23 protein-coding genes are annotated in these 20,753 nt (G+C 74.9%); 11 read left to right on the forward strand and 12 right to left on the reverse strand.

Going from position 1 to position 20,753, the window contains the following annotated elements; all coding sequences use genetic code 11:
- Window positions 1-7 precede the first annotated feature (7 nt).
- The gene (locus OO48_RS06975) at window positions 8-1,486 is read right to left on the reverse strand and encodes an MFS transporter (protein WP_033213487.1); all 1,479 of its coding nucleotides are present in this window, start codon (window positions 1,484-1,486) and stop codon (window positions 8-10) included.
- A 64-nt stretch (window positions 1,487-1,550) separates the two neighbouring features.
- The gene (locus OO48_RS06980) at window positions 1,551-2,495 is read right to left on the reverse strand and encodes an AurF N-oxygenase family protein (protein WP_033213488.1); all 945 of its coding nucleotides are present in this window, start codon (window positions 2,493-2,495) and stop codon (window positions 1,551-1,553) included.
- Between the two features lie 155 nt (window positions 2,496-2,650).
- Between OO48_RS06980 and OO48_RS06985 the strand changes: the two genes are divergently transcribed.
- Window positions 2,651-3,655, forward strand: a complete 1,005-nt coding sequence (locus tag OO48_RS06985) for a PHP domain-containing protein (protein ID WP_033213489.1) — start codon at window positions 2,651-2,653, stop codon at window positions 3,653-3,655.
- A 40-nt stretch (window positions 3,656-3,695) separates the two neighbouring features.
- Window positions 3,696-4,370: a VOC family protein gene (locus OO48_RS06990; protein ID WP_033213490.1), complete on the forward strand. Its 675-nt coding sequence runs from the start codon at window positions 3,696-3,698 to the stop codon at window positions 4,368-4,370.
- Between the two features lie 21 nt (window positions 4,371-4,391).
- Here the strand turns inward: OO48_RS06990 and OO48_RS06995 are convergent, their stop codons facing one another.
- Window positions 4,392-5,192, reverse strand: coding sequence for a tyrosine-protein phosphatase (locus tag OO48_RS06995; RefSeq protein WP_033213491.1), 801 nt, complete (start codon window positions 5,190-5,192; stop codon window positions 4,392-4,394).
- Between the two features lie 261 nt (window positions 5,193-5,453).
- Between OO48_RS06995 and OO48_RS07000 the strand changes: the two genes are divergently transcribed.
- Together OO48_RS07000 and OO48_RS07005 are read left to right on the forward strand one after the other, a co-directional pair.
- Window positions 5,454-6,020, forward strand: coding sequence for a DJ-1/PfpI family protein (locus OO48_RS07000; protein WP_033213492.1), 567 nt, complete (start codon window positions 5,454-5,456; stop codon window positions 6,018-6,020).
- Between the two features lie 58 nt (window positions 6,021-6,078).
- Window positions 6,079-6,681 carry a TIGR03086 family metal-binding protein gene (locus tag OO48_RS07005; RefSeq protein ID WP_033213493.1) on the forward strand — a complete coding sequence of 201 codons (603 nt, stop codon included), beginning with the start codon at window positions 6,079-6,081 and terminating at the stop codon, window positions 6,679-6,681.
- Window positions 6,682-6,689: 8 nt separating this feature from the next.
- Here OO48_RS07005 and OO48_RS07010 read toward each other — a convergent pair whose 3' ends face one another.
- A complete protein-coding gene (locus OO48_RS07010; RefSeq protein WP_033213494.1) occupies window positions 6,690-7,268 on the reverse strand; it encodes a TetR/AcrR family transcriptional regulator in 579 nt (192 codons plus the stop codon).
- A gap of 460 nt (window positions 7,269-7,728) precedes the next feature.
- On the opposite strand from OO48_RS07010, the gene OO48_RS07015 reads away from it, so the two are divergent.
- Window positions 7,729-9,174: an MFS transporter gene (locus tag OO48_RS07015; RefSeq protein ID WP_033213495.1), complete on the forward strand. Its 1,446-nt coding sequence runs from the start codon at window positions 7,729-7,731 to the stop codon at window positions 9,172-9,174.
- Between the two features lie 127 nt (window positions 9,175-9,301).
- Here OO48_RS07015 and OO48_RS07020 read toward each other — a convergent pair whose 3' ends face one another.
- Together OO48_RS07020 and OO48_RS07025 are read right to left on the reverse strand one after the other, a co-directional pair.
- Window positions 9,302-10,876, reverse strand: coding sequence for a glycoside hydrolase family 53 protein (locus OO48_RS07020; protein ID WP_033213496.1), 1,575 nt, complete (start codon window positions 10,874-10,876; stop codon window positions 9,302-9,304).
- A 192-nt stretch (window positions 10,877-11,068) separates the two neighbouring features.
- Window positions 11,069-11,458, reverse strand: a complete 390-nt coding sequence (locus tag OO48_RS07025; protein ID WP_033213497.1) for an SCO5389 family protein — start codon at window positions 11,456-11,458, stop codon at window positions 11,069-11,071.
- A 181-nt stretch (window positions 11,459-11,639) separates the two neighbouring features.
- Between OO48_RS07025 and OO48_RS07030 the strand changes: the two genes are divergently transcribed.
- Entirely contained in the window at window positions 11,640-11,909 is a 270-nt protein-coding gene (locus tag OO48_RS07030; RefSeq protein ID WP_033213498.1) for a DUF2630 family protein, read from the forward strand.
- Window positions 11,910-11,942: 33 nt separating this feature from the next.
- Here the strand turns inward: OO48_RS07030 and OO48_RS07035 are convergent, their stop codons facing one another.
- Window positions 11,943-12,425 carry a MarR family winged helix-turn-helix transcriptional regulator gene (locus OO48_RS07035; protein ID WP_033213499.1) on the reverse strand — a complete coding sequence of 161 codons (483 nt, stop codon included), beginning with the start codon at window positions 12,423-12,425 and terminating at the stop codon, window positions 11,943-11,945.
- Between the two features lie 210 nt (window positions 12,426-12,635).
- Between OO48_RS07035 and OO48_RS07040 the strand changes: the two genes are divergently transcribed.
- The gene (locus OO48_RS07040; protein ID WP_033213500.1) at window positions 12,636-13,046 is read left to right on the forward strand and encodes an organic hydroperoxide resistance protein; all 411 of its coding nucleotides are present in this window, start codon (window positions 12,636-12,638) and stop codon (window positions 13,044-13,046) included.
- Between the two features lie 113 nt (window positions 13,047-13,159).
- Here OO48_RS07040 and OO48_RS07045 read toward each other — a convergent pair whose 3' ends face one another.
- Window positions 13,160-13,942 (reverse strand): SGNH/GDSL hydrolase family protein, encoded by a 783-nt coding sequence (locus OO48_RS07045; RefSeq protein ID WP_033213501.1) that lies wholly within the window; start codon window positions 13,940-13,942, stop codon window positions 13,160-13,162.
- Between the two features lie 143 nt (window positions 13,943-14,085).
- On the opposite strand from OO48_RS07045, the gene OO48_RS38810 reads away from it, so the two are divergent.
- Window positions 14,086-14,238: a DUF6126 family protein gene (locus OO48_RS38810; RefSeq protein WP_167346427.1), complete on the forward strand. Its 153-nt coding sequence runs from the start codon at window positions 14,086-14,088 to the stop codon at window positions 14,236-14,238.
- A 267-nt stretch (window positions 14,239-14,505) separates the two neighbouring features.
- On the opposite strand, the gene OO48_RS07050 is transcribed toward OO48_RS38810, so the two are convergent.
- Window positions 14,506-14,868 (reverse strand): UBP-type zinc finger domain-containing protein, encoded by a 363-nt coding sequence (locus tag OO48_RS07050; RefSeq protein WP_033213502.1) that lies wholly within the window; start codon window positions 14,866-14,868, stop codon window positions 14,506-14,508.
- Window positions 14,869-15,157: 289 nt separating this feature from the next.
- Here OO48_RS07050 and OO48_RS07055 point away from each other — a divergent pair, with 289 nt between their 5' ends.
- Both OO48_RS07055 and OO48_RS07060 read left to right on the forward strand, forming a co-directional pair.
- Window positions 15,158-15,733, forward strand: coding sequence for a TerD family protein (locus OO48_RS07055; protein ID WP_033213503.1), 576 nt, complete (start codon window positions 15,158-15,160; stop codon window positions 15,731-15,733).
- Window positions 15,734-15,824: 91 nt separating this feature from the next.
- Complete coding sequence (locus OO48_RS07060; protein ID WP_033213504.1) at window positions 15,825-16,820, forward strand: aldo/keto reductase; 996 nt, start codon at window positions 15,825-15,827, stop codon at window positions 16,818-16,820.
- A 90-nt stretch (window positions 16,821-16,910) separates the two neighbouring features.
- On the opposite strand, the gene OO48_RS07065 is transcribed toward OO48_RS07060, so the two are convergent.
- The 3 genes from OO48_RS07065 to OO48_RS07075 all read right to left on the reverse strand — a co-directional run bounded on the left by OO48_RS07065 (window position 16,911) and on the right by OO48_RS07075 (window position 19,230).
- Window positions 16,911-17,150, reverse strand: a complete 240-nt coding sequence (locus tag OO48_RS07065; RefSeq protein WP_033213505.1) for a DUF6296 family protein — start codon at window positions 17,148-17,150, stop codon at window positions 16,911-16,913.
- A 122-nt stretch (window positions 17,151-17,272) separates the two neighbouring features.
- Window positions 17,273-18,172, reverse strand: coding sequence for an NAD(+)/NADH kinase (locus OO48_RS07070; RefSeq protein ID WP_033213506.1), 900 nt, complete (start codon window positions 18,170-18,172; stop codon window positions 17,273-17,275).
- Window positions 18,169-19,230, reverse strand: coding sequence for an SPFH domain-containing protein (locus tag OO48_RS07075; RefSeq protein WP_033213507.1), 1,062 nt, complete (start codon window positions 19,228-19,230; stop codon window positions 18,169-18,171). Before OO48_RS07075 ends, OO48_RS07070 begins: the two co-directional genes overlap by 4 nt.
- Before the next feature lie 411 nt (window positions 19,231-19,641).
- Between OO48_RS07075 and OO48_RS07080 the strand changes: the two genes are divergently transcribed.
- Window positions 19,642-20,658, forward strand: coding sequence for an SMP-30/gluconolactonase/LRE family protein (locus OO48_RS07080; RefSeq protein WP_051731826.1), 1,017 nt, complete (start codon window positions 19,642-19,644; stop codon window positions 20,656-20,658).
- The last annotated feature ends 95 nt before the right edge of the window (window positions 20,659-20,753 follow it).

The raw sequence follows: 20,753 nt of genomic DNA on the forward strand, positions 1-20,753 counted from the left end.
GGCCGGGTCAGGCGCCGTCCTCGCCCGGGTGGATCGGGGGCGTGGTCGGGGCGCAGTACCAGTCGCAGTCGGGTTCGGCGACCGGGTGCGGCGGGGTGAGGGCGTCGGAGCGGACGGTGGCGAAGGCCAGGGCGGCGCCGGTGGCGAGCAGGGCGGCGCAGATCAGCATGGCGGTGCCGAAGGCGGCGTCGACCTCGGCCGGGACGCGGTAGGCGTCGCCGCTCAGGCCCGACAGCGGGGGGATCGCGGCGACCGCGAACAGGCCCGCCGCCCGGGCGGCCGCGTTGTTGACGCCCGAGGCGATGCCGGCCCGGCGGACGTCCACGGCGGCCAGCACGGTCGCGGTCAGCGGCGCGACCAGCAGCGTCATCCCGGCGCCCTGCACGGTGACGGCCGGCAGCACGTCCAGCCAGTAGCTCGCGCCGGGCCCGATCCGCAGCATCAGCAGCACCCCGGCGGCCACCAGCAGCGGCCCCACCGTCAGCGGCAGCCGGGGCCCCACCGCCCGGCTCAGCCGTCCGGCCCGGCCGGAGAACAGCAGCATCAGCACCGTGATCGGCACCAGCGCGACCCCCGACAGCAGCGGCGTGAACCCGGCCACGACCTGCAACTGCACCGTCAGCAGCAGGAACACCCCGCTGAACGCCCCGTACACGCAGAGCGTGACCAGGTTGACCGAGGTGAACAGCCGCGAACGGAACAGCGACAGCGGCAGCATCGGGTTCGCCGACCGGTGCTCGACCAGCACGAACGCCCCCGCCAGCGCCAGGCCCGCCACGGCGGCCAGCAGCGCGCCCGGGGTCAGCCCCGAGCCGGCCTCGGTCAGCGCGTAGGTGATCCCGGCCAGCGCCAGCGCCGCCAGCAGCGCGCCCAGCACGTCGAAGCGGCCGCTCGCGTCCGGGTCCCGGCTCTCCGGGACGTGCCGGGCGGTCACCGCGAGTACCACCGCCGCCAGCGGCAGGTTCAGCAGGAAGATCCACCGCCAGCCCGGGCCGTCCACCAGCCAGCCGCCCAGGAACGGCCCGACCGCCGCCGCGACCCCGCCCAGCCCCGACCAGGCGCCGACCGCGCCCGCCCGGTCCTCCTCGGCGAACACCGCCTGCAGCATCGCCAGCGAACCGGGCGTCAGCAGCGCCCCGCCCACTCCCTGCAACGCCCGTGCCAGCACCAGCAGTTCGACGTTCGGCGCGGCCGCGCACCCGGCCGAGGCGAGGGCGAACCAGCACACCCCCAGCAGGAACACCCGCCTGCGCCCGTAGCGGTCGCCGAGCGAACCGCCCAGCAGGATCAGCGCCGCCAGCGTCAGCATGTACGCGTTGACCGTCCACTGCAGCGCCGACAGGTCCGCGCCCAGGTCCGCGCCGATCCGCGGCAGCGCCACGTTCACCACCGTGCCGTCCAGCATCGCCATGCCGGAGCCCAGCGCCGTCGCCGCCACCACCCACCGGCCGCGGCCCGTGCCGAGGCGGATCCCGTTGTCGCTCACGCTCCGAGTGTCCGGCAGGAGGGCGCGCGGCCGGGCGACCGGCGCGCAGGCGGCCGACGGCCGGTCAGGGCAGCAGCGAGGCGCGCCGCCAGGCGCGGGCGGTGGCCGGGGTGAGGACGCCCAGGTCGGCGAAGAACTCCAGCGCCTTGCGGGCCCAGTCGATCCGGGCCTGCCGCCAGTACGGGTTGGCCTCGGCCGCCCGGCGGGCCTCGGCCGGGTCGAGACCGGCCAGCGCGTACACCCGGGGGTGCACGATCTCGGCCACCGCCTGCCGGGCCAGCAGCGCCAGCGCCCGCCGGAAGACCGCCCGCCGGGCCTGCGTCATCGCCGCCCAGCGCCGTTCCAGCTCCGGCTTGGCGTAGCCGATGTGCCGGGCCTCCTCGACCACGTGGATCCGGGCCACCGAGCGGGCCAGCGGCTGCAGCGACTCGTCGCGGATCATCTCGCGCTGCATCGCGTCGGTGAACTCCTCGACGAAGATCGCCCCGGCGAAGGTCATGGTGGTGTCGTTGAGCAGGAAGTGCAGCTTCCCCAGCCGGTCCGCGCGCCGGGTGGGCCGGGCTGACGGGTAGCCGGTCGCGGTGATGTAGCGGGCGAACATGGTGGAGTGCCGGCACTCGTCCGCCACCTCGGTCAGCGCGTACTGGGCGTGCCCGGTGGTCAGGTCGCCCGCGTAGACGTGCCGGATCAGGCCCTCCATCAGCACCAGCTCGAACCAGATCCCGGCGGCCGTGGTGGACGCGAACTGGTGCACGCTCAGCCGGGCCCGCCCCCGCTCGTCCAGCCGCTCCCACAGCGGGGTGCCGTACAGCGCGACGCGGTGCGCGGGCAGCGCGTAGTGGTCCGGGTCGACGGGGGCGGACCAGTCGATCTCGGTGAGCGGGTCGTACGAGTGCTTGGCGGAGGCCCGCAGCAGGCGGGCGGCGTTGAGCTCGCGGTCGGCGTTGCGCTGCCGGGCGGGGGTCTGCGGCGGGAGGGGGGTCTGCGACGGGGCGGCGGTGTCGGACACGGGCGGGCTCCGGAGGGTGGGGGGCGACGGGGGCTCCGGGACGAGTAAACCAATGAGACAGACTGTCAACAAGGGGTCCGGGCAGATCGGCGGCCGTGCGTCCGCCCGCACCGAGCCCGCGTGCGGCTCCGCCCCGCCCCGCGCAGACTGGCCGCATGGACCCGGTCACCACCCTGGAACGCATCGCCTTCCTGCTGGAGCGCGAACTCGCCTCCCCCCACCGGGCCAAGGCGTTCCGCACCGCGGCCGAAGCCGCCGCCGCCCTGCCCCCCGAACCGATCGACGCCGCCCAGGCCGAACGGCTCCCCGGCGTCGGCCCCGTCACCGCCCGGGTGATCGCCGACGCCTCGGTCGGCCGCACCCCCCAGTACCTGCTGGAGGCCGAGGCCCGCGCCGCCGCCGGACCCGCCCCCTCCGCCGCCGCGCTCCGGCTGCGCGAGAAGCTCCAGGGCGACTGCCACCTGCACTCCGACTGGTCCGACGGCGCCGCGCCCGTCGAACTGATGGCCCGCACCGCCCACGCCCTCGGCCACCACTGGGCCGTCCTCACCGACCACTCGCCCCGCCTCACCGTCGCCCACGGCCTCAGCGCGGACCGCCTGCGCGAACAGCTCGACCTGGTCGAGGACCTCAACACCAGGTCCGCCCCGTTCCGGCTGCTGACCGGCATCGAGTGCGACGTCCTCGCGGACGGCTCGCTCGACCAGGACGAGGAACTGCTCGACCGCCTCGACGTGGTGATCGCCTCCGTCCACTCCGACCTGCGGATGGGAGCCGACGCGATGACGCACCGCCTGCTCGCCGCCGTCCGCAACCCGCTGGTCGACGTCCTCGGCCATTGCACCGGGCGGCGCCTGGGGGAGAAGCCCCGCCCGCGCTCCGAGTTCGACGCCGAGGCCGTCTTCACCGCCTGCCGCGAACACGACACCGCCGTCGAGATCAACTGCCGCCCCGACCGGCAGGACCCGCCCGACGACCTCCTGGCCCTCGCCGCCGACCTCGGCTGCCTGTTCGCGATCGACACGGACGCGCACGCGCCGGGGGAGCTCGACCGGCAGATCGACGGCTGCGAGCGGGCGGTGGGGGCGGGGCTGGACGCGGAGCGGGTGATCACGGCGTGGTCGGTGGACCACCTGCTGGCGTGGGCGGGGGCGCGGTGACCCGCGGGCGGTTGTCGGGGCGGGGCGCTAGCCTGCCCGGATGACTGACGTTCAGAGTGTGGCGAGGATCAGGCCGTCGGCGTTCCACGCGGCGGGTGGTACGGAGGACTGGCGGGTGCTGGGGGAGGGGGCGTGCGCGTTCTTCCGGACGGGGTCGTTCGGGGCGGGGGCGCGGCTGGTCGGGGCGATCGGGGAGGCGCTGGCGGGTCTCGGCGAGGCGGACGTGGACCTGCGGCCGGAGGGCGTGACGGTCCGGCTGATCGAGGCGGGCGAGGAGTACTACGGGCTGACCGAGCGCCACGTCGAGCTGGCCCGGCTGGTGTCCGCCGCCGCGCGGGAGTGCGGCGCGGTCGCCGAGCCGGCGGCCGTGCAGACCGTCCAGGTCACGGTCGACGCGCTGGAGCTGCCCGCGGTGGTCGCGTTCTGGCGGGCGCTGCTCGGCTACCGGGACCGCTCCGGCAGCCCGGAGGACCTGCTCGACCCGGCCCGCCGCGGCGCGCCGTTCTACTTCCAGCAGATGGACGAGCCCCGCCCGCAGCGCAACCGGGTGCACGTGGACGTCTGGGTGCCGCACGACCTCGCCGAGCAGCGGATCGCCGCCGCGATCGCGGCCGGCGGCCGCCTGGTGACGGACGAGCACGCGCCGAACCACTGGGTGCTGGCCGACCCGGAGGGCAACGAGGCCTGTGTCGGGGCGGCGGGGGCCGCGGGCTGACGGGGCGTCGGGCGGCCCCGTTCAGGCGGTCTCGACCAGGCGTCCGCGCAGGCTGTCCAGGGTCTCGTCCTTGAGGCCGAGCCCGGCCCGGGCGTAGCTCTCGGCGTCGCCCCAGTGCTCGGCGAGGACCTCCAGCGCGGCGTCCAGGTACTCGGCGCGGACGGAGAACACCGCGTCCGCGACCTCCGGGTCGCCGCCCGCGTCGACGAAGCGTTCCACCAGCGGCGCGTGGTGCGTCCGGACCACCGAGTCCACGGACAGGTACTCGGCGCGGACGGTCTCCTCGTCCGCGCCGAGCAGCAGCAGGAGCAGGGTCGCGCCCCAGCCGGTGCGGTCCTTGCCGGCCGTGCAGTGGAACAGCACCGGGCCGCCGCCCTGGTGGGCGAGCGCGGTGAGCAGCTGCTTGTACGCCTGCCGGGCGGAGGGCGCGGTCACGAACGCCCGGTAGTCCTCGCGCAGGGCGCTCGCGGCCCGGCCGCCGCCGAGGGCCCGGTTCGCGCCGGACGGGTCGGCGAGGGCCGCCGCCAGCGCCGCCGCCGCGCCGCTGCCGGCCTCGTCCGCGAGCACGTCCGCGACCAGCAGGTGCGCCCCGCCCGGGACGCGGTCGGGGAAGGCGCCGCGCTCGGCGGCGGTGCGCAGGTCGACGACGGTGCGCACGCCGAGCGCGTCGAACATCGGGTCGCCGCCGGGTTCCAGCCGGTCCAGCTGGCCGGAGCGCAGCGCCAGCCCGGGCCGGACCCGGGCCCCGCCGGGCAGGTCGATGCCACCGAGGTCGCGCAAGTTGGCGACGGTGGCGGAGTCCACGAGGTGCGAGTGCTGCATGACGGCCTCCCTGCCGACGGACCCGGGAAACGGGCGGACCTTGCCAGCACGCTAGGCGCGTCCCGGGCGGGTCGCCCCCGGAGTACCCCCGGCCGGGCGGACGGCGGAGCGCGCGGGGGCGGCCGGGGGAGCGCGCGCTCCCCGCGGCGCGCCGTGCCGAGCGCGCCCCTTGATTGACGCGGCGTCAGCGGGCAGGGTGGGCACCGCCCGGCCCGGTCGGGGCGGGCGGTGCCTGGTGCGACGAAGGGACGGAATCCCCGGATGGCAGCGAAGATCCTGATCATCACCGGTGACGCGGCGGAGTCGCTGGAGGTGTTCTACCCGTACCAGCGGCTGCTGGAGGAGGGCTACCAGGTCGACATCGCCGCGCCGACCAAGAAGACCCTCCAGTTCGTGGTGCACGACTTCGTCCCCGGCTACGACACGTACACCGAGAAGGCCGGTTACACCTGGCCCGCCGACCTGGCGTTCGCGGACGTCGACCCTGCGCAGTACGTGGCGCTGGTGCTGCCCGGCGGCCGGGCGCCCGAGTACCTGCGCAACGACCCGGAGGTGCAGCGGATCGTCGCCGCGTTCGTCGAGGACGACAAGCCGCTGGCGCAGATCTGCCACGGCCCGCTGATCACCCTGCGGACGGGCTCGCTGGCCGGGCGCCGCACCGCCGCGTACCCGGCGCTGGAGCCGGACGTGGCGGCGGGCGGGGCGGACTTCGTGGACGGCGACGCGGTGGTGGACGGCGTGGTGGTCTCCGCCCGGGCCTGGCCGGACCACCCGTCCTGGATGCGGGCGTTCGTCAAGCTGCTGCGCGAGAAGGCCCCGGTCGAGTAACCGGCCGCCCGGGGTGTCGGCTTGCCCGTCCGGGGCCGGGCGGGCAAGCGTGTACCCCATGGCAGCACACCTCGGAGGACCGGCCCTGCTCGCGCTGCACGCCCGGGCGCTGGAGCACTTCGGCGAGCTCGTCCGCGCCGTCCCCGCCGACGGCTGGCGGGCGCCCACCCCGTGCACGGACTGGACGGTGCGGCAGCTGGTCGGCCACCTGACGTCCGAGCAGCTCTGGGTGCCCGAGCTGCTCGCCGGGGCCACCGTCGCCGAGATCGGCGACCGCTTCGACGGCGACGTCCTCGGCGCGGACCCGGTGGCGGCCTGGACGGCCGCCGCCGACGCGGCCCGGGCCGCCTTCGCCGCGCCGGGCGCGCTGGAGCGCACCGTGCACCTGTCGTACGGCGCGCGGCGGGCCGACGGGTACGCCCGGGAGATGACCGTGGACGCGATCGTGCACGGCTGGGACCTGGCCCAGGGGATCGGCGCCGACGCCGCGATCGACCCGGCCGCCGCCGAGTTCGCGCTCTCCGAACTCGCCCCGCAGGCCGACTCGTTGGCCTCCTCCGGGCTGTTCGCCGACCCGGTGCCCGTCCCGGCCGACGCGGACGCCGCGACCCGGCTGCTGGGCCTGGTCGGCCGCGACCCGGCGCACCCGCTGAAGCGCTAGACGACGCCTCAGCGGCGCGCGCGCACCCCGTCCAGGGCGATGGCCAGGACGTGGTCGCGCCGGCCCTCCTCGGGGAAGGTCACCGAGGTGATGCCGGAGACCATCCGCAGCAGGTCCTCGATGCTCATGTCGGTGCGGACCTCCCCGGCCCGCTGGGCGCGCTCCAGCAGCGGGGTGCCCCCGGCGTACATGGACATCAGGCAGGCCTGGAAGATGTCCGACTCCTCGCCGGCCAGCGCCTCGCGGATCGCCCGCTTGGTCGTCGCGTAGTCGACGAACCGGTGCAGCCAGGTGGTCAGCGCCTCCCACGGCGGCAGGTCGGCGACCTGCTCGGCGACCCGGCCGAGGTCGTCGACCTCGGCGGCGTACGCCGCCTCGAACAGGTGCCGGCGGGTGGGGAAGTTGCGGTAGAGGGTGCCGATGCCGACACCCGCCCGCCGGGCGATGTCCTCGAGGGAGGCTTCGGCACCGTGCTCGGCGAAGGCCGCGCGGGCGGCGGCGAGCAGCGCGTCGAAGTTGCGGGCGGCGTCCGCGCGGCGCGGGCGCTGGGCGGCGAGGAACTCGCTCACCACGATCTGATCCGGCACGGGGACCTCGTTCTCGACGCGTCCGGGCGGGCGGGGGCGGGGTGCGGCGGCCGGACGACCGGGGGTGTTGTTCGGGCTGCTTGTTCGGGTGCTGCGGAGGCGCGGTTCGGGGGAATCGGGAAACCGGATTGAACCGGAGGTCGGCCTCCGCTAATCTGGAGGCATGCCTCGACTTTAGCACCGGGGCCCGAACTTCGGCCCGCCGCGTACCGGCGGACCGGCCCCTTCGCCGTACCCGGCACCCGCCCGAAGACACCGGGTGACCGCACGGCCACCGCCCGCACCACGCCGCACCGCACCCACGTACCGCACCGCACCGCACCCGTCAGACCCGTGCCCGGCCGCCGCGACCCGGTGGCGCCGACGCGCGCCGTTCGAGCCGGGTTCGACCGGCGCCCGTTTCCCGCCGCGGCGCGCACCCCGTTCCCCGCGCGCCCGCCCCGAGTCCCGAGAGGGTTCGATGAACCGCCACTCCCCCCGCCTGACCTTCGGCGTGCTCGCCGTCGGCGCCGGCGTGTACGCGCTGCTCCAGTCGCTGATCACGCCCGCCCTCCCGATCGTCCAGGAGGAGATGCACACCTCGCAGTCCACCGTCACCTGGGTGATGACCGCCTACCTGCTCTCCGCCTCGGTCTTCACCCCGATCCTCGGCCGGATCGGCGACCTGGTCGGCAAGAAGCGCACCCTGGTCGCCGCCCTGGTCGCGCTGCTGGTCGGCTGCCTGGTCGCCGCCCTCGCGCCCAACATCACGGTGCTGATCCTCGCCCGGGTGATCCAGGGCATCGCCGGCGCGCTGTTCCCGCTCTCCTTCGGCATCATCCGCGACGAGTTCCCGCCCGCCCGGGTCTCCGGCGGCATCAGCAACATGTCCGCGGTGATCGCCGTCGGCAGCGGCCTCGGCATGGTCCTGGCCGGACCGATCGTCGGCGCCTTCAACTACCGCTGGCTGTTCTGGCTGCCCGTCATCGTGGTCGCCGGCACCGTCCTGCTCGCCCACCGCTACGTCCCCGAGTCGCCCAGCCGCAGCGAGGGCAGCGTCGACTGGCTCTCCTCCGCGCTGCTCTCCGGCTGGCTGGTCGCCCTGCTGCTGCCGGTCAGCCAGGCCTCCCAGTGGGGCTGGGGCTCGGCCCGGGTGCTCGGCCTGCTCGCCGTCGCCGCCGTGCTGTTCGCCGCCTGGGCGTTCAACGAGTCCCGCTCCCGCAACCCGCTGATCGACCTGCGGGTGATGCGGCTGCCCGCCGTGTGGACCACCAACACCGCGGCCCTGCTGTTCGGCGGCGGCATGTACGCGGTCTGGGCCTTCCTGCCGGGCTTCGTGCAGATGCCCTCCAGCGCCGGCTACGGCTTCGGCTCCAGCGTCACCGGCGCCGGGCTGCTGATGCTGCCGATGGTCGCCGCCATGTTCGTGGCCGGCGTGCTCGGCGGACGGCTGGCCGGGCGCTTCCCCGCCAAGGCCCAGCTGGTCGCCGGCGCCCTCCTCGGCGCGGTCGCCTGCGCGCTGCTCGCCTTCCGGCACGGCACCCCCACCGACGTGGCGATCGCCGCCGGCGTGTTCGGCCTCGGCATCGGACTCGCCTTCGCCTCGATGAGCAACCTCATCGTGCAGGCCGTCCCCGCCGCCCAGACCGGCGCCGCCACCGGCATGAACGCCAACATCCGCACCATCGGCGGCTCGATGGGCGCCGCCCTGATGACCGGCCTGGTCACCGGCCACCTGCAGGCCGGCGGGCGCCCCGCCGAGACCGGCTACACCCAGGGCTTCGCGCTGCTGGCCGCGTTCTGCCTGGCCGCCGCCCTGGCCGCGCTGCTCGTCCCGACCCGGCGCCCGGCCCTCGCGGCCGCGCCGGTGGAGGCCCCGGCGGCGCAGCGCTCGGCGCTCGCGGAGCGCGAGGCGGTCGGCGGCTGACCGCCGCCCGGCGGGGGCCGGTCCGACCGGCGCCCCGGAGCGGCCCCGGTGCCGCGCCCGGCCGACGGAGGAGCTCCGTCGGCCGGGCGGCGTTCCACCGGTGGCTCAGCGCCGGCTCACCGGCGCCTCACCGGTGCTTCAGCCAGCTCATGGCGCTGGTCGGCCGGTCGTTGTAGTCGAACAGCGCCTGGTTCTCCCAGGCGTCCCCGGACGCGGGGTCGGCCGGGTCCCAGCCGTTGCCCGCCACGGCCGTCCAGGTGGGCTCCCAGTAGAAGGCGCCCAGGCCCCGGCCGTTCGGCACGGCCTCCACCACGTTCATCACGTCGCGCAGGTTGGCCGCCTGCCCGGCCTGGGTGGCGGGGTAGCCGGCCACCAGCTGGGAGGAGGTCGCGACGTTGTTCTCCAGCGCGTCGTCGTTGGCCAGCGTGAAGGCGTACGCGGTCTCGGCGACGAACACCTGCTTCCCGTACCGGGCCGCCATGTCGTCCAGGGTGGTCTGCAGGTCGCTCAGCGGGCCGTGCCAGTAGCCGTAGTACGAGAGCCCGATCAGGTCGAACGGCACCCCGTACGAGACCGCCTTGTCGAAGAACGCCCGGGCCCCGGCGTCGTCGCCGCCCTTCGCCAGGTGCAGCGCGACCCTGGTCGAACCGCTGACCGCCTTCGCCGCGTTCGCGCCCTGGGTGAGCAGCGCCGCCAGGTTGGACCAGTTGGCGGTGGAGCCCTCGTTCCACAGGATCCCGGCGTTGATCTCGTTGCCGATCTGCACCATGTCGGCGATGGTGCCCTGGGCCTTCAGCGCGTTCAGCACGTCGTAGGTGTGGTTGTAGACCGCCGACTTCAGCTGGGCCAGCGAGTAGCCGGACCAGGCGGCGGGCTTGGTCTGCTTGCCGGGGTCGGCCCAGCTGTCGGAGTAGTGGAAGTCGATCAGGATGCCCATGCCGAGCGCCTTGGCGCGCTTGGCCATGGCCAGGACCTTGTCCTTGTTGTCGTAGCCGTCGGCGGGGTTGACCCAGACCTTGAGGCGGACGTAGTTCGCGCCGCTGGAGTGCAGGACGGCAAGCGCGTCGCCGGCGGTGCCGTCCGCCCACCGGTAGACGCCGCCCTTGTCCTCGCTCTTCTTCAGCGTGGAGACGTCCACGCCGCGCGCGGCCAGGCCGGTGCTGCCGGGGGTGAAGGACAGGTCGTCGACGTTGATCCAGTTCCCGGCGTTGGCATCGGAGTCGATGCTGACGGTGCACTGGCCGCCGGTCACGGCGATCGAGGTGACCAGCCGGATCCAGGCGCCGTTGGGGGTGGGCGGCAGGTCGGTGCGCTGCTCGGCGGAGCCGCAGTTGCGCAGGGCCAGGTACGCCGAGTTCTGCCCGCCGCTGGAGCGGACCCAGGCGGTCAGCGTGTAGCTGCCGTTGGCCAGTCCGGACAGGTACTGGTAGGTCTCGACCTTGTAGGCGGCGGCCGAGTAGTGGGTGAGCCGGTACGAGCCGCTGTGGCCGCCGGCCTCGGTGTAGGAGGCGCCGTTCTGCCCGGCGGCCGAGTAGACCGACCAGCCGGTGGGGGCGGCCGTTCCGGTGCCGTCGGCCTCGAAACCGGTGTTCGTGAGCGTGCCGGCGGCGCCGGCCTGGCCGGGGAGGCCGGTGACGGCGGTGGCGGCGAGCGGGAGTGCCGCCGCCGTGGTGATGAGCGCGCGCTTGATGCCCTGGTGCATCGTCGTCCTTGACGGGGGAGTGGGGGTGGGGTGGGGGGAGCTGTGAACGTGCACAGATACTCTCTGCGGCGTTCCGCCATAGATAACCCCATGGTTCCGCGAAGCTGCAAGCAGTCGGCGCCTTTTTCTTGTGAACGTGCACATCGCGGGACCGGTGGTCGCGGGCGGGCCCGCGACCACCGGCCGACGGGGTCAGCAGTCGCGCAGCTCGGGCGACTGGTTCAGCAGTTGGGCCCGGGGCGAGGTGAACTCCCGGTAGGTGGCGGTGTGTTCGGCGTACGGGTGGAACGCCGCCAGGCGGTGGCAGTTCTGGAAGGCCAGCTTCACCGAGAAGTGCCGCTCCAGGGCGCCGCGGATCGAGTCGCTGGCCAGTGCCCGCAGCAACTGGGCCCGTTCGGTCTCGGTCGGGGCCACCGTGTTGTCGGCGAACTCGGCGTCGGTGGCCGCCAGTTCGGCCGTCAGGTCGTTGACCAGGCGGTAGGCGTAGGGCAGCGAGGTGCGGACGGTGGCGAGGAAGTCGGCGTCGGCGACCTCGTCGCGCTCGGCCAGGAGGAGCAGGGAGGGGGAGACGTCCAGCGACATGGCGGATCGGACCTTCCGGGCTAGTGATAGTGGAAGTCGTTTTCAACAAGCGATCCTGACGCTCCCCTGACGTGCTGTCAATTGCGCTCCCCCGTTCGGTGCGGCACCCGCGCGCCGCCCGGCTCGCGGCCGCCACCCGCCCTTCCTAGAGTGGGTGGCAGACGACCGCGAGGAGACCCAGATGAGCGAGCAGAGCGGCACCGGCGGCACCGACCGCCGCATCCTGGAGCGGATCAGCGAGATGGTCGAGGCCGAGCGCGGCCTGCGGGCCGCTCTCGTCGAGGGCCGCATCGACCAGTCCACCGAGCACCGCGAGCTCAAGGAGATCGAGGAGCAGCTCGACCAGTGCTGGGACCTGCTGCGCCAGCGCCGGGCCCGGGCCGACGCGGGCGAGGACCCGGGCGGGGCGAGCGTGCGCAGCGTCGACGAGGTCGAGCGGTACGAGTCGTAGCGGGGCGCCGGCGGGGCGGCGGGGCCTGGGTCGTCAGGCTCCGGCGGCGGCGTCCAGGTTGGCCGTGACGCGGGTGAGCAGTTCGCGCAGGGCGCGCAGGTCGTCCAGCGGCAGGCCGGCGGCGGCCAGGATGCGGCGCGGGACGGCCAGCGCGCCCTCGCGCAGCTCGCGTCCGGCCGGGGTGGGAGTGACGATCACCGAGCGCTCGTCCTCCGGGCTGCGCTCGCGGACCACCAACCCGGCCGCCTCCAGCCGCTTGAGCAGCGGGGAGAGGGTGCCGGAGTCCAGTCGCAGGCGCTCGCCGAGCTGTTTGACCGGCAGCGCCCCCTCCTCCCACAGCACCAGCATCACCAGGTACTGCGGGTAGGTCAGGCCGAGGTCCTTGAGCGCGGTGCGGTAGACGCCGCCGAAGGCGCGGGAGGCGGCGTTCAGCGAGAAGCAGATCTGCTGGTCGAGCAGCAGCAGGTCCGCGTCCTCGCCGCGGGGGGAGCGGGGGTTCTCGCCGTGCCTGGTCATGGGCCCAGGGTAGCAAGCGGCCGATTTAGTTGTGCGCAATTGAATTGTGTGCTGTAGTTGTGGGCATGGCAGGGCGGCCCCGGAGCCCGGAACCGTACGGAGGCGCACCGCCGACGGGAAGCCGGGCCCGGAGCCGCCGGGCAGGCCGGAGCGGCGGCTCGAAGAAGCCGCAGCACGAAGAAGAAGCCGTAGGACGAAGGAGAACCCCCGATGAACCCGCTCTACACCGCGGTCGCCACCGCCAACGGCCGTGAGGGCCGCGCCGTCAGCTCGGACGGTCGGCTCGACCTCAAGCTCTCCCCGCCGCCCGCGCTCGGCGGCGACGGCGAGGGCACCAACCCCGAGCAGCTGTTCGCGGCCGGGTACGCGGCCTGCTTCGCCGGCGCGCTCGGCGTGGTCGCCCGGCAGCAGAAGGCGGACGTCTCGGAGGTCTCGGTGACCGCCGAGGTCACCATCGGCAAGGACGAGAGCGGCTTCGGCCTCTCCGTCGTCCTGCGGGTCGAGCTGCCCGAGTCGCTGGCCGGCGAGACCGGTGAGCTGCTGGTCAAGCAGGCCCACCAGGTCTGCCCGTACTCCAGGGCCACGGCCGGGAACATTCCGGTGCAGCTGATCGTCGAATAGGGCGAGGCAGGGGTCTCACCTGGGGTCTGCGGGCCGCGTCCACATGGGGGTGGAGCGGCCCGCAGTGGTGTGCGCGGGGGTTGTGGAGCGCCGGGGTTTCAGGGCGCCGGGTTTCAGAGCGGGAGCAGCTCCGGTCGCTTGGCCTCCACGTGGTCGCCGGAGGACTCGCCGCGCAGCCGGCGGCCCACCCAGGGCAGCAGGAAGGTGCGGGCCCACTGCAGGTTCTCCCGGCGCTGGTCGGCGGCCGTCAGGAGGGGCGCGGGCGGCCAGGCGGCCTCCGGGTCCGCGTCCACCGGCAGGCCGAGCGAGCGCGCCGCCAGCAGCGCCACCCGCTGGTGGCCCTCGGGCGACAGGTGCAGCCGGTCCTCGGACCAGGCCCGCCGGTCGTGCACCGCCCGCAGCGACCACAGGTCGGCGACCGCGAGGTCGTTGCGGTCGGCGATCGCCCGCAGGTGCGCGTTGTACGTGGCGATCTTGCCGCGCAGGTGGCGCAGCACCGGGACGTTGCGGGTGTCGAAGCCGGTGCAGATCAGGACCCGCCCGGCGTTCGCGCGCAACTCCAGGACGGCCGCCTCGAAGTGCTCGGCGATCAGGTCCGGGTCGCTGCCCGGGCGCAGGATGTCGTTGCCTCCCGCGCACAGGGTCACCAGGTCGGGCTGGAGGCGGCGGACCTTCGGGACCTGCTCGGCGACGATCTGGTCCAGCAGTCGGCCGCGGACGGCCAGGTTGGCGTACCGGAAGTCGTGCTCCGGCCTGCGCGCGGCCAGCATCCCGGCCAGGCGGTCGGCCCAGCCGGCGAACTGGCCGTCTGGGCCGGGGTCGTTGAGGCCCTCGGTGAAACTGTCACCGAGGGCCGCGTAGGAACTGGGGTCAAGGGTCTCCTGGTAGTCGGCCATGCAGGAGATGGTTCACCTTGTGAAGTGACTTACGCCACCGTAGGTGCCCCGTGGCACAGCGTGATCTCCGCCACGGGAGGCGCGGCCGGTACCCTGCAAGGGGTCCGGCGCGGAGCGGGACGGGACGGACGAGGAGGACGGCGATGGCCGGCGAGGCGGTGGCGCCCGGCGACGGGGTGCGCGAGGAGAACTCGCGCCGCAAGCAGATGCTGGTCCGGGCGCTGATCTACATCGCCGGGACGCACCTGTTCGCCGGGTTCGTGATCCTGCTGTTCGCGGTCGGCGGCCGCCACTGAACCGGCCGTCCGGGGCCTACCGCTGCTGAGACAGGACGCGGTCGGCGACCTGGGCCGGGTGCGCGTCGAACGCGGCGGGCGGGTCCGGGTGGACGCGGACCAGGGCGACCAGCGCGGTGATCACCACGCCGAACCGCCGATCCTCGCGCCGTCCCCGTCCGGGCCCCGCCCGGCCCGGCCGCGACGGTACCGGGCGGCCGGGCCGGGCGGGATGGCTTTCCGCGACCGTCCGGCGCGTGCGATGCGGTGCGGCGCGCGGGCGCGGGGTCAGCGCAGGCGCTGCTGCCAGTCGACCGGGACGCGCCCGGCCGGGCCCGGCGAGGGCTGGGTGACGGGGTGGGCGGTCGGGCCGGCCAGCGCCGGGCCCTCGTAGAACTGCTCGGTCTCGGTGTTCCAGAACCAGTCCTCGCCCGGCTCGAAGCTGGTGAGGAACGGGTGGCCGGCCGTGCGGGCGTGCGCGCTGGCGTGCTGGGACGGAGAGGAGTCGCAGCAGCCGATGTGCCCGCAGGCGGCGCACCGGCGCAGGTGGAACCACCAGCCCTCGCCCTCGCCCGCCAGGCACTCCGCGCAGCCGTCCCCGCTGGGCGGGACGTCGGGGTCGATACCGGGGATCGTCGTGTCGTCGCTCATCGTGGCACCTCCTCGGCCAGGGTATGCCCGGCGCGGCGGACGCGCGGCGGAAGCGGATCCGGCGTGGCGGCGCACCGTCGCGGGCGGTGCGCCGGGGCGGCGCGGAGAGGTGGCGGGACGCGCTCCGGGGGAAGGGGGACGGGGGTGCGGAGGTGGATTCCGTAGCGATCTACAGTGCTGTAGATTCAGCTTGGGCCCGGGCCCGACCGAGGGGGCCGGGCGACGGCCGCCGCGCGCCGAACCGGCCGAACTGCCGGGCCCGGTACGGGGAAACCACAGGAGGGCACACATGGGAGTCTCGCTCGCCAAGGGCGGAAACGTCTCGCTGACGAAGGAGGCCCCCGGGCTCACCAACGTCATCGTCGGCCTCGGCTGGGACGTCCGGGCCACCACGGGCGCCGACTTCGACCTGGACGCCAGCGCGCTGCTGTGCGGCGAGTCCGGCCGGGTGCTCAGCGACCAGCACTTCGTCTTCTACAACAACCTGCGCAGCCCCGAGGGTTCGGTCGAGCACAGCGGCGACAACCTGACCGGTGGCGGCGACGGCGACGACGAGCAGATCAAGGTCGACCTGACGGCCGTCCCGCCGCAGGTCGCCAAGGTGGTCTTCCCGGTCTCCATCTACGACGCGGAGAACCGGCACCAGAGCTTCGGCCAGGTCCGCAACGCGTTCATCCGGGTCGTCAACGAGGCCGACGGCAGCGAGGTCGCCCGCTACGACCTCTCCGAGGACGCGTCCACCGAGACCGCGATGGTCTTCGGCGAGCTGTACCGCTACGGCGCCGAGTGGAAGTTCCGCGCCATCGGCCAGGGTTACGCCTCCGGCCTGCGCGGCATCGCGCTCGACTACGGCGTCAACGTCTGACGTCCGTCGGCCGGCCCCGCGCGCCCGCGCGCGGGGCCGGCCGGGAGTGTCGGCGTTCGAACGGCGCGCGGGGCTGTGGGAGGCTCGGCGCATGGAACAGCGTGTACTTGGCAGGACCGGACGCCCGGTCTCGGTGATCGGTCTCGGAACGTGGCAGCTCGGCGCCGACTGGGGCGTGGTGCTGGAGGACGAAGCGCTCGCGGTGCTGAACGCGGCGGCGGACGCCGGGGTGACCTTCTTCGACACCGCGGACGTCTACGGCGACGGCCGCAGCGAGCAGTTGATCGGCCGCTTCCTGAAGGAGCGCCGCGGCGGCGGCTACGGCGGCGAGTTGACGGTCGCCACCAAGCTCGGCCGTCGGCTGCCGCAGCTGCCGGAGAACTACACACTCGCCAACTTCCGCGAGTGGACCGACCGTTCGCGCCGCAACCTGGGCGTCGAACGGCTCGACCTGGTGCAGCTGCACTGCCCGCCCTCCGCCGTCTACTCCGATGACGAGGTGTTCGACGCGCTCGACACCCTGGTCGCCGAGGACAGCATCGCCGCGTACGGCGTCAGCGTGGAGACCTGCGAGGAGGCGCTGACCGCGATCGCCCGGCCCGGCGTCGCCAGCGTGCAGATCATCCTCAACCCGTTCCGGCTCAAGCCGCTCGACCGGGTGCTGCCCGCCGCCGATCGGGCGGGCGTCGGCATCATCGCCCGGGTGCCGCTGGCCTCCGGCCTGCTGTCCGGCAAGTACACCCGGGAGACCGTGTTCGGGGCGGACGACCACCGCACCTACAACCGGGACGGCTCCGCGTTCGACCAGGGCGAGACCTTCTCCGGCATCGACTTCGAGACCGGCCTGGAGGCCGCCGACGAGTTCGCCCGGCTCGCCCCGCCCGGCGCCACCTCCGCGCAGACCGCGCTGCGCTGGATCGTCCAGCAGCCCGGCGTCAGCACCGTCATCCCCGGCGCCCGCACGCCCGCGCAGGCCCGGGCGAACGCGGAGACGATGGCACTGGCGCCGCTGCCCGAGCAGACCCTGCGGGCCGTCCGCGACCTGTACGACCGGCGGCTGCGGGCCCAGGTGCACCCGCGCTGGTAGGGCGGGCGCCGTGCGCACGGCGCCCGCCGCCTGCGTGCGGCGGGTGCCGCGGGGTGCCGCCCGCCGCCGGGCGGCACCCGCGGCCGGTGCTCAGGAGGTGTCGGGCAGGGGTTCGGCCCGCAGCGGCGTGCGCGGGGCCTGGTGGCCGCCGCTGGCCAGCATCCGGACTTCGCCCCGGTCGCTGATCTCGGCCTGCACGATGCCGGACGGGTCCGCGTACACCGGGTGCCCGCCCGGACCCCGGGTGCCGGTCGCCTCGACCACCACCACGTCCTGCTCGGCGTGGCCGCCGGTGTCCCCGGGGAACGCGAGTGCGAATCGTCGGGTCATGACCTGGCCTTCCTTCCCGTCGGCGTCATTCCATCGTAGGCGGGCCCGGGGCGGGCGGTCGCGACGTGGCAGGTCGGCAGGCGGGTCGGCCGGGCGCGCCGGAGCGGATGCTCCTACGGCTGTCAGACGAGCAGGTGCAGGCGCTGCGCGGCCGGGCCGATCCGGACGCTCTGGCCCCAGGTGAGCTGGAGGGCGTCGGACTCCACGCCGTCGCCGAACGCGACCAGGAGTTCCGACTCGACGGTCAGGACGAGCTGCTGCCCGGCGTCCAGCAGCCCCTCGACGCGGGAGGTGCCGGTCACCGGGGACGGCCAGGCCTCGCGGACGAACCAGGACAGTCGCGGCGCGGTCGGCGCGGGCAGCTCCAGCCGGCTGGAGCGCTCCAGCCACGCCGAGCGGCACCAGCCGGTCGCGCCGGTGCCGGTGCCGACCAGCACCCCCGAGGAGGCCTGCGCCTCGGTCGCGCCGCCCGGGGCCGCCAGCCGGTAGCGGGCGGTCTGGTGGCCCGGCTGGCCCAGGTAGACCTCGTTCAGCGCGAGCAGCCGCTGGGTGTCGTCCGCGACCGCCTCCACCATCGTGCGCGGCTCCAGGCGCCGCTCCACGCCCGGCAGGACGGCCGCCCGCAGCAGCGCCCCGGCCTGCTCGGCCCGGTGCCGGACCAGGACGCCCGGGTTGCGGCCCGGCTCGGCGTCGATGCCGATCACCGGCTGGCCCGCCAGGTACTTCGCGGCGTTCGCCACCAGGCCGTCCTGGCCGACCACCGCCACCACGTCCTCCGGGCCGAACAGGAACCGGTCCAGGTCGGAGCGCTCCACCCGGGCCTGCCGCCAGTCCAGCGGCACCGCCGCCGACACCTCGGCGAGCGCGCCGCGGGCCAGGTGGTGGCGCCGCTCGGCCTCGGCCAGCGAGCGGCCGCGCCGGGAGAGGAAGAACTCGGCCTGGCCGCGGGTGCCGTGCCGGGCGATCAACTCCTCGTACTCGGTGCGCCGGTGGACCAGCACCACGCGCGGGGCGAGGCTCACCGACCGTTCTCCGCGGCGGCGTCGGGGGCGCCGGGGGCGGCGAGGCGGGCGAGCAGGCCGGTCAGCACGTCCGGGGTGAGCGTGACGCTGTCGATCCGCGGCAGGTGCTCGGCCAGCCGGATCAGCGCCAGCGCCCGCAGCACCTCGGGGCCCGCCTGCTGGTGCGCGGTCAGCCAGGCGGCCTCGGCGGCGGCCTTCGCCTCGCCCAACGTCCTTACGCCCTCGGCCTGTTGCACGGCCAGCGTGCCCGCCGCCTCGGCCTCGGCGACGGCCATCCTGGTCCGGCGGGCCGCGTCCGCCCCGGTGCGGACCGCGTCCGCGGCGGCCTTGTGCTCCGCCTCGCGCCGCGCGTTGGTGCCCCGCTGGGTCACCAACTCCTCCTCGCGGCGGGCCAGTTCGATCTGGCTGGCGAGTTCGTTCTCGGCGATGGTGCGTTCCCGCTCGACCGCGACGGCGCGGCGCTCGTACGTCGCCCGATCGGCCTCCTGCTGGACCTGCTCGCGGGCCGGGGTGCGCAGCGCCCGCTCCATCTCGGCCTCCGGCCGGACGGCGGTGACGCGCACCGCGAGCACCGCCACCCCGATCTCGGCCAGCCGGGGTTCGGCGGCCAGACCCGCGGCGATCCGCTCGCGGACGGCCGTCACGCCGTCCACCAGGGTGTCGGCGAGCGGGGTCCGGGCGATCAGCTGGAGCGCGTGCTGCTGGGCGGTCTCGGTCAGCAGGGTGCCGAGCTGGGCGAGCGGTTCGGCGCGCCAGCTGCCGGTGTCCGGGTCGATGCCGAAGTCCAGGCGGGTGGCGGCGGTGGTCGGGTCGCTGATCCGGTAGGTGACGGTGGCCTGCACCGCGAGGTCCTGGAAGTCCGCCGTCCGGGCGTGGAACATCATCGCCAACTCGCGGTCGTCCGCCGGTACTTCGGAGATCGCGGCGGTGAGCGGTCGGAACCAGAAGGCCAGCCCGGTGCCCTCGTGGGCGAGCCGGCCGCCGCGCAGGTGGCGGATGTGGCTGGTGGGGGTGGAGCGGAGGTGGCGGAAGCCGAAGCGGCGCGTGATGTCGGCCATGGGAGTCGCGGTGTCCTCTCTTTTCGTCTAGTTGACGATAACCGGGGGCGGGGGTTGTCGTCAATACGACGAAAATGGGGTGCGGGGCGGGGGCGCGGGGCGCGGATCGTGCGGGGTGAGGGCCGCGCGGGTGTTCCCCCTTCGCCCGTCCGAGCGGCCTCGCGGGCCCCGGTGGCCGGGGTCGCCGACCGGACGCGGGCGGCGGCCTAGGGTGCTGATCGGGCAGGCCGGGCCCACCGCTCCGGCCTCCGGCCCCGTGGCGCTGCGGGCCTGCGGCGCTGCGCGCCGGTGGGCCCGTGGCTCGACCCTCTCCCGAAAGGGCTGATCGTGAAACCCTCCTGTGCCTCCACGCGTCCCGGCCGGTCCGTCGCCCCGCCGTGCGGGCGTGACCGGGCTCCGTGGCGGGCCCGGATGCGGGCCGCCGCATCGGCGGCCGGGCTCCTGGCGGCTTCCGCCCTGGCCGCGGCCGCCCCCGCCGCTTCGGGCGACACCGCTCTGTCCGTCGCCGCTTCGGGCGACACCGCTCCGTCCGTCGCCGCTCCGTCCGTCGCCGCTCCGTCCGTCGCCGCTCCGGGCGCCATCGCTCCGGCCGCCGTCGGGTGGCCCGGAGTGCCGGGTGCCGGCGGGGTGTACATCGCGGACACCTACAACGACCAGGTCGTCAGGGCGCAGGGGGCGGGCGGCGCCGGGCAGCAGGTCGTGGCCCGGAACCTGGACCTGCCGAACGGCGTGGCGGTCGGCGCCACGGGCGACGTGTACATCGCCGACAGCCGTCACGACCGCGTCCTGAAGGTGTCCGCCGACACCGGGCGGCCCACCGTCGTGCGCCCCGACGTGGAGCTGGACTCCCCCTACGGCGTCGCGGTCGACGGCACCGGAACCGTCTACGTCGCCGACACGGACAACCACCGGGTGCTGAGGATCCCCGCCGACGGCGGTTCGCCGACGGCCGTCGGCAGCGGGTTGGGCAGTCCGACGGGGGTGGCGTTGGACGCGTCGGGCAACGTGTACATCGCCGACCCCTACAACAACCGGGTGGTCAAGGTGCCGGCCGACGGCGGCCCGCAGAGCGACGTGCCGGTGCGGGTCGCGGACCCCACGAACATGGCGTTCGACGGCGCCGGCGACATGTTCATCGCGGACCCCTACAACAACCGGGTGGTGGAACTGCCGCACGACGGCGGCCCGCAGACGACGATCGGCGAGGGGCTGGACTTCCCCACCGGCGTGGCCGCGGACGCGCGGGGCAACGTGTACATCGCCGACTTCAACAACAGCCGCGTGGTCAGGATCCCGGCCGGCGGCGGGCCGCAGACCACGATCGGCGACCACCTCGACCACCCCTACTCGGTGGCCGTGCCGCCGGTCCTCGCGCGGGCGTACGCCGTACGGGCCGGCCGCGCCGCCGACTCCCGGCGCCCGTCGTAGCCCGATTCCGGTAGAGCGCGCCCCCGGCAGGGCCCGTTCTCCGTCGTAACCCGTCCCGTCATAACCCGTTCCGTCGTAGCCCGCCCGTCCCGGCA

Source organism: Kitasatospora phosalacinea, assembly GCF_000716545.1.
Classification (GTDB): Bacteria; Actinomycetota; Actinomycetes; order Streptomycetales; family Streptomycetaceae; genus Kitasatospora; species Kitasatospora phosalacinea.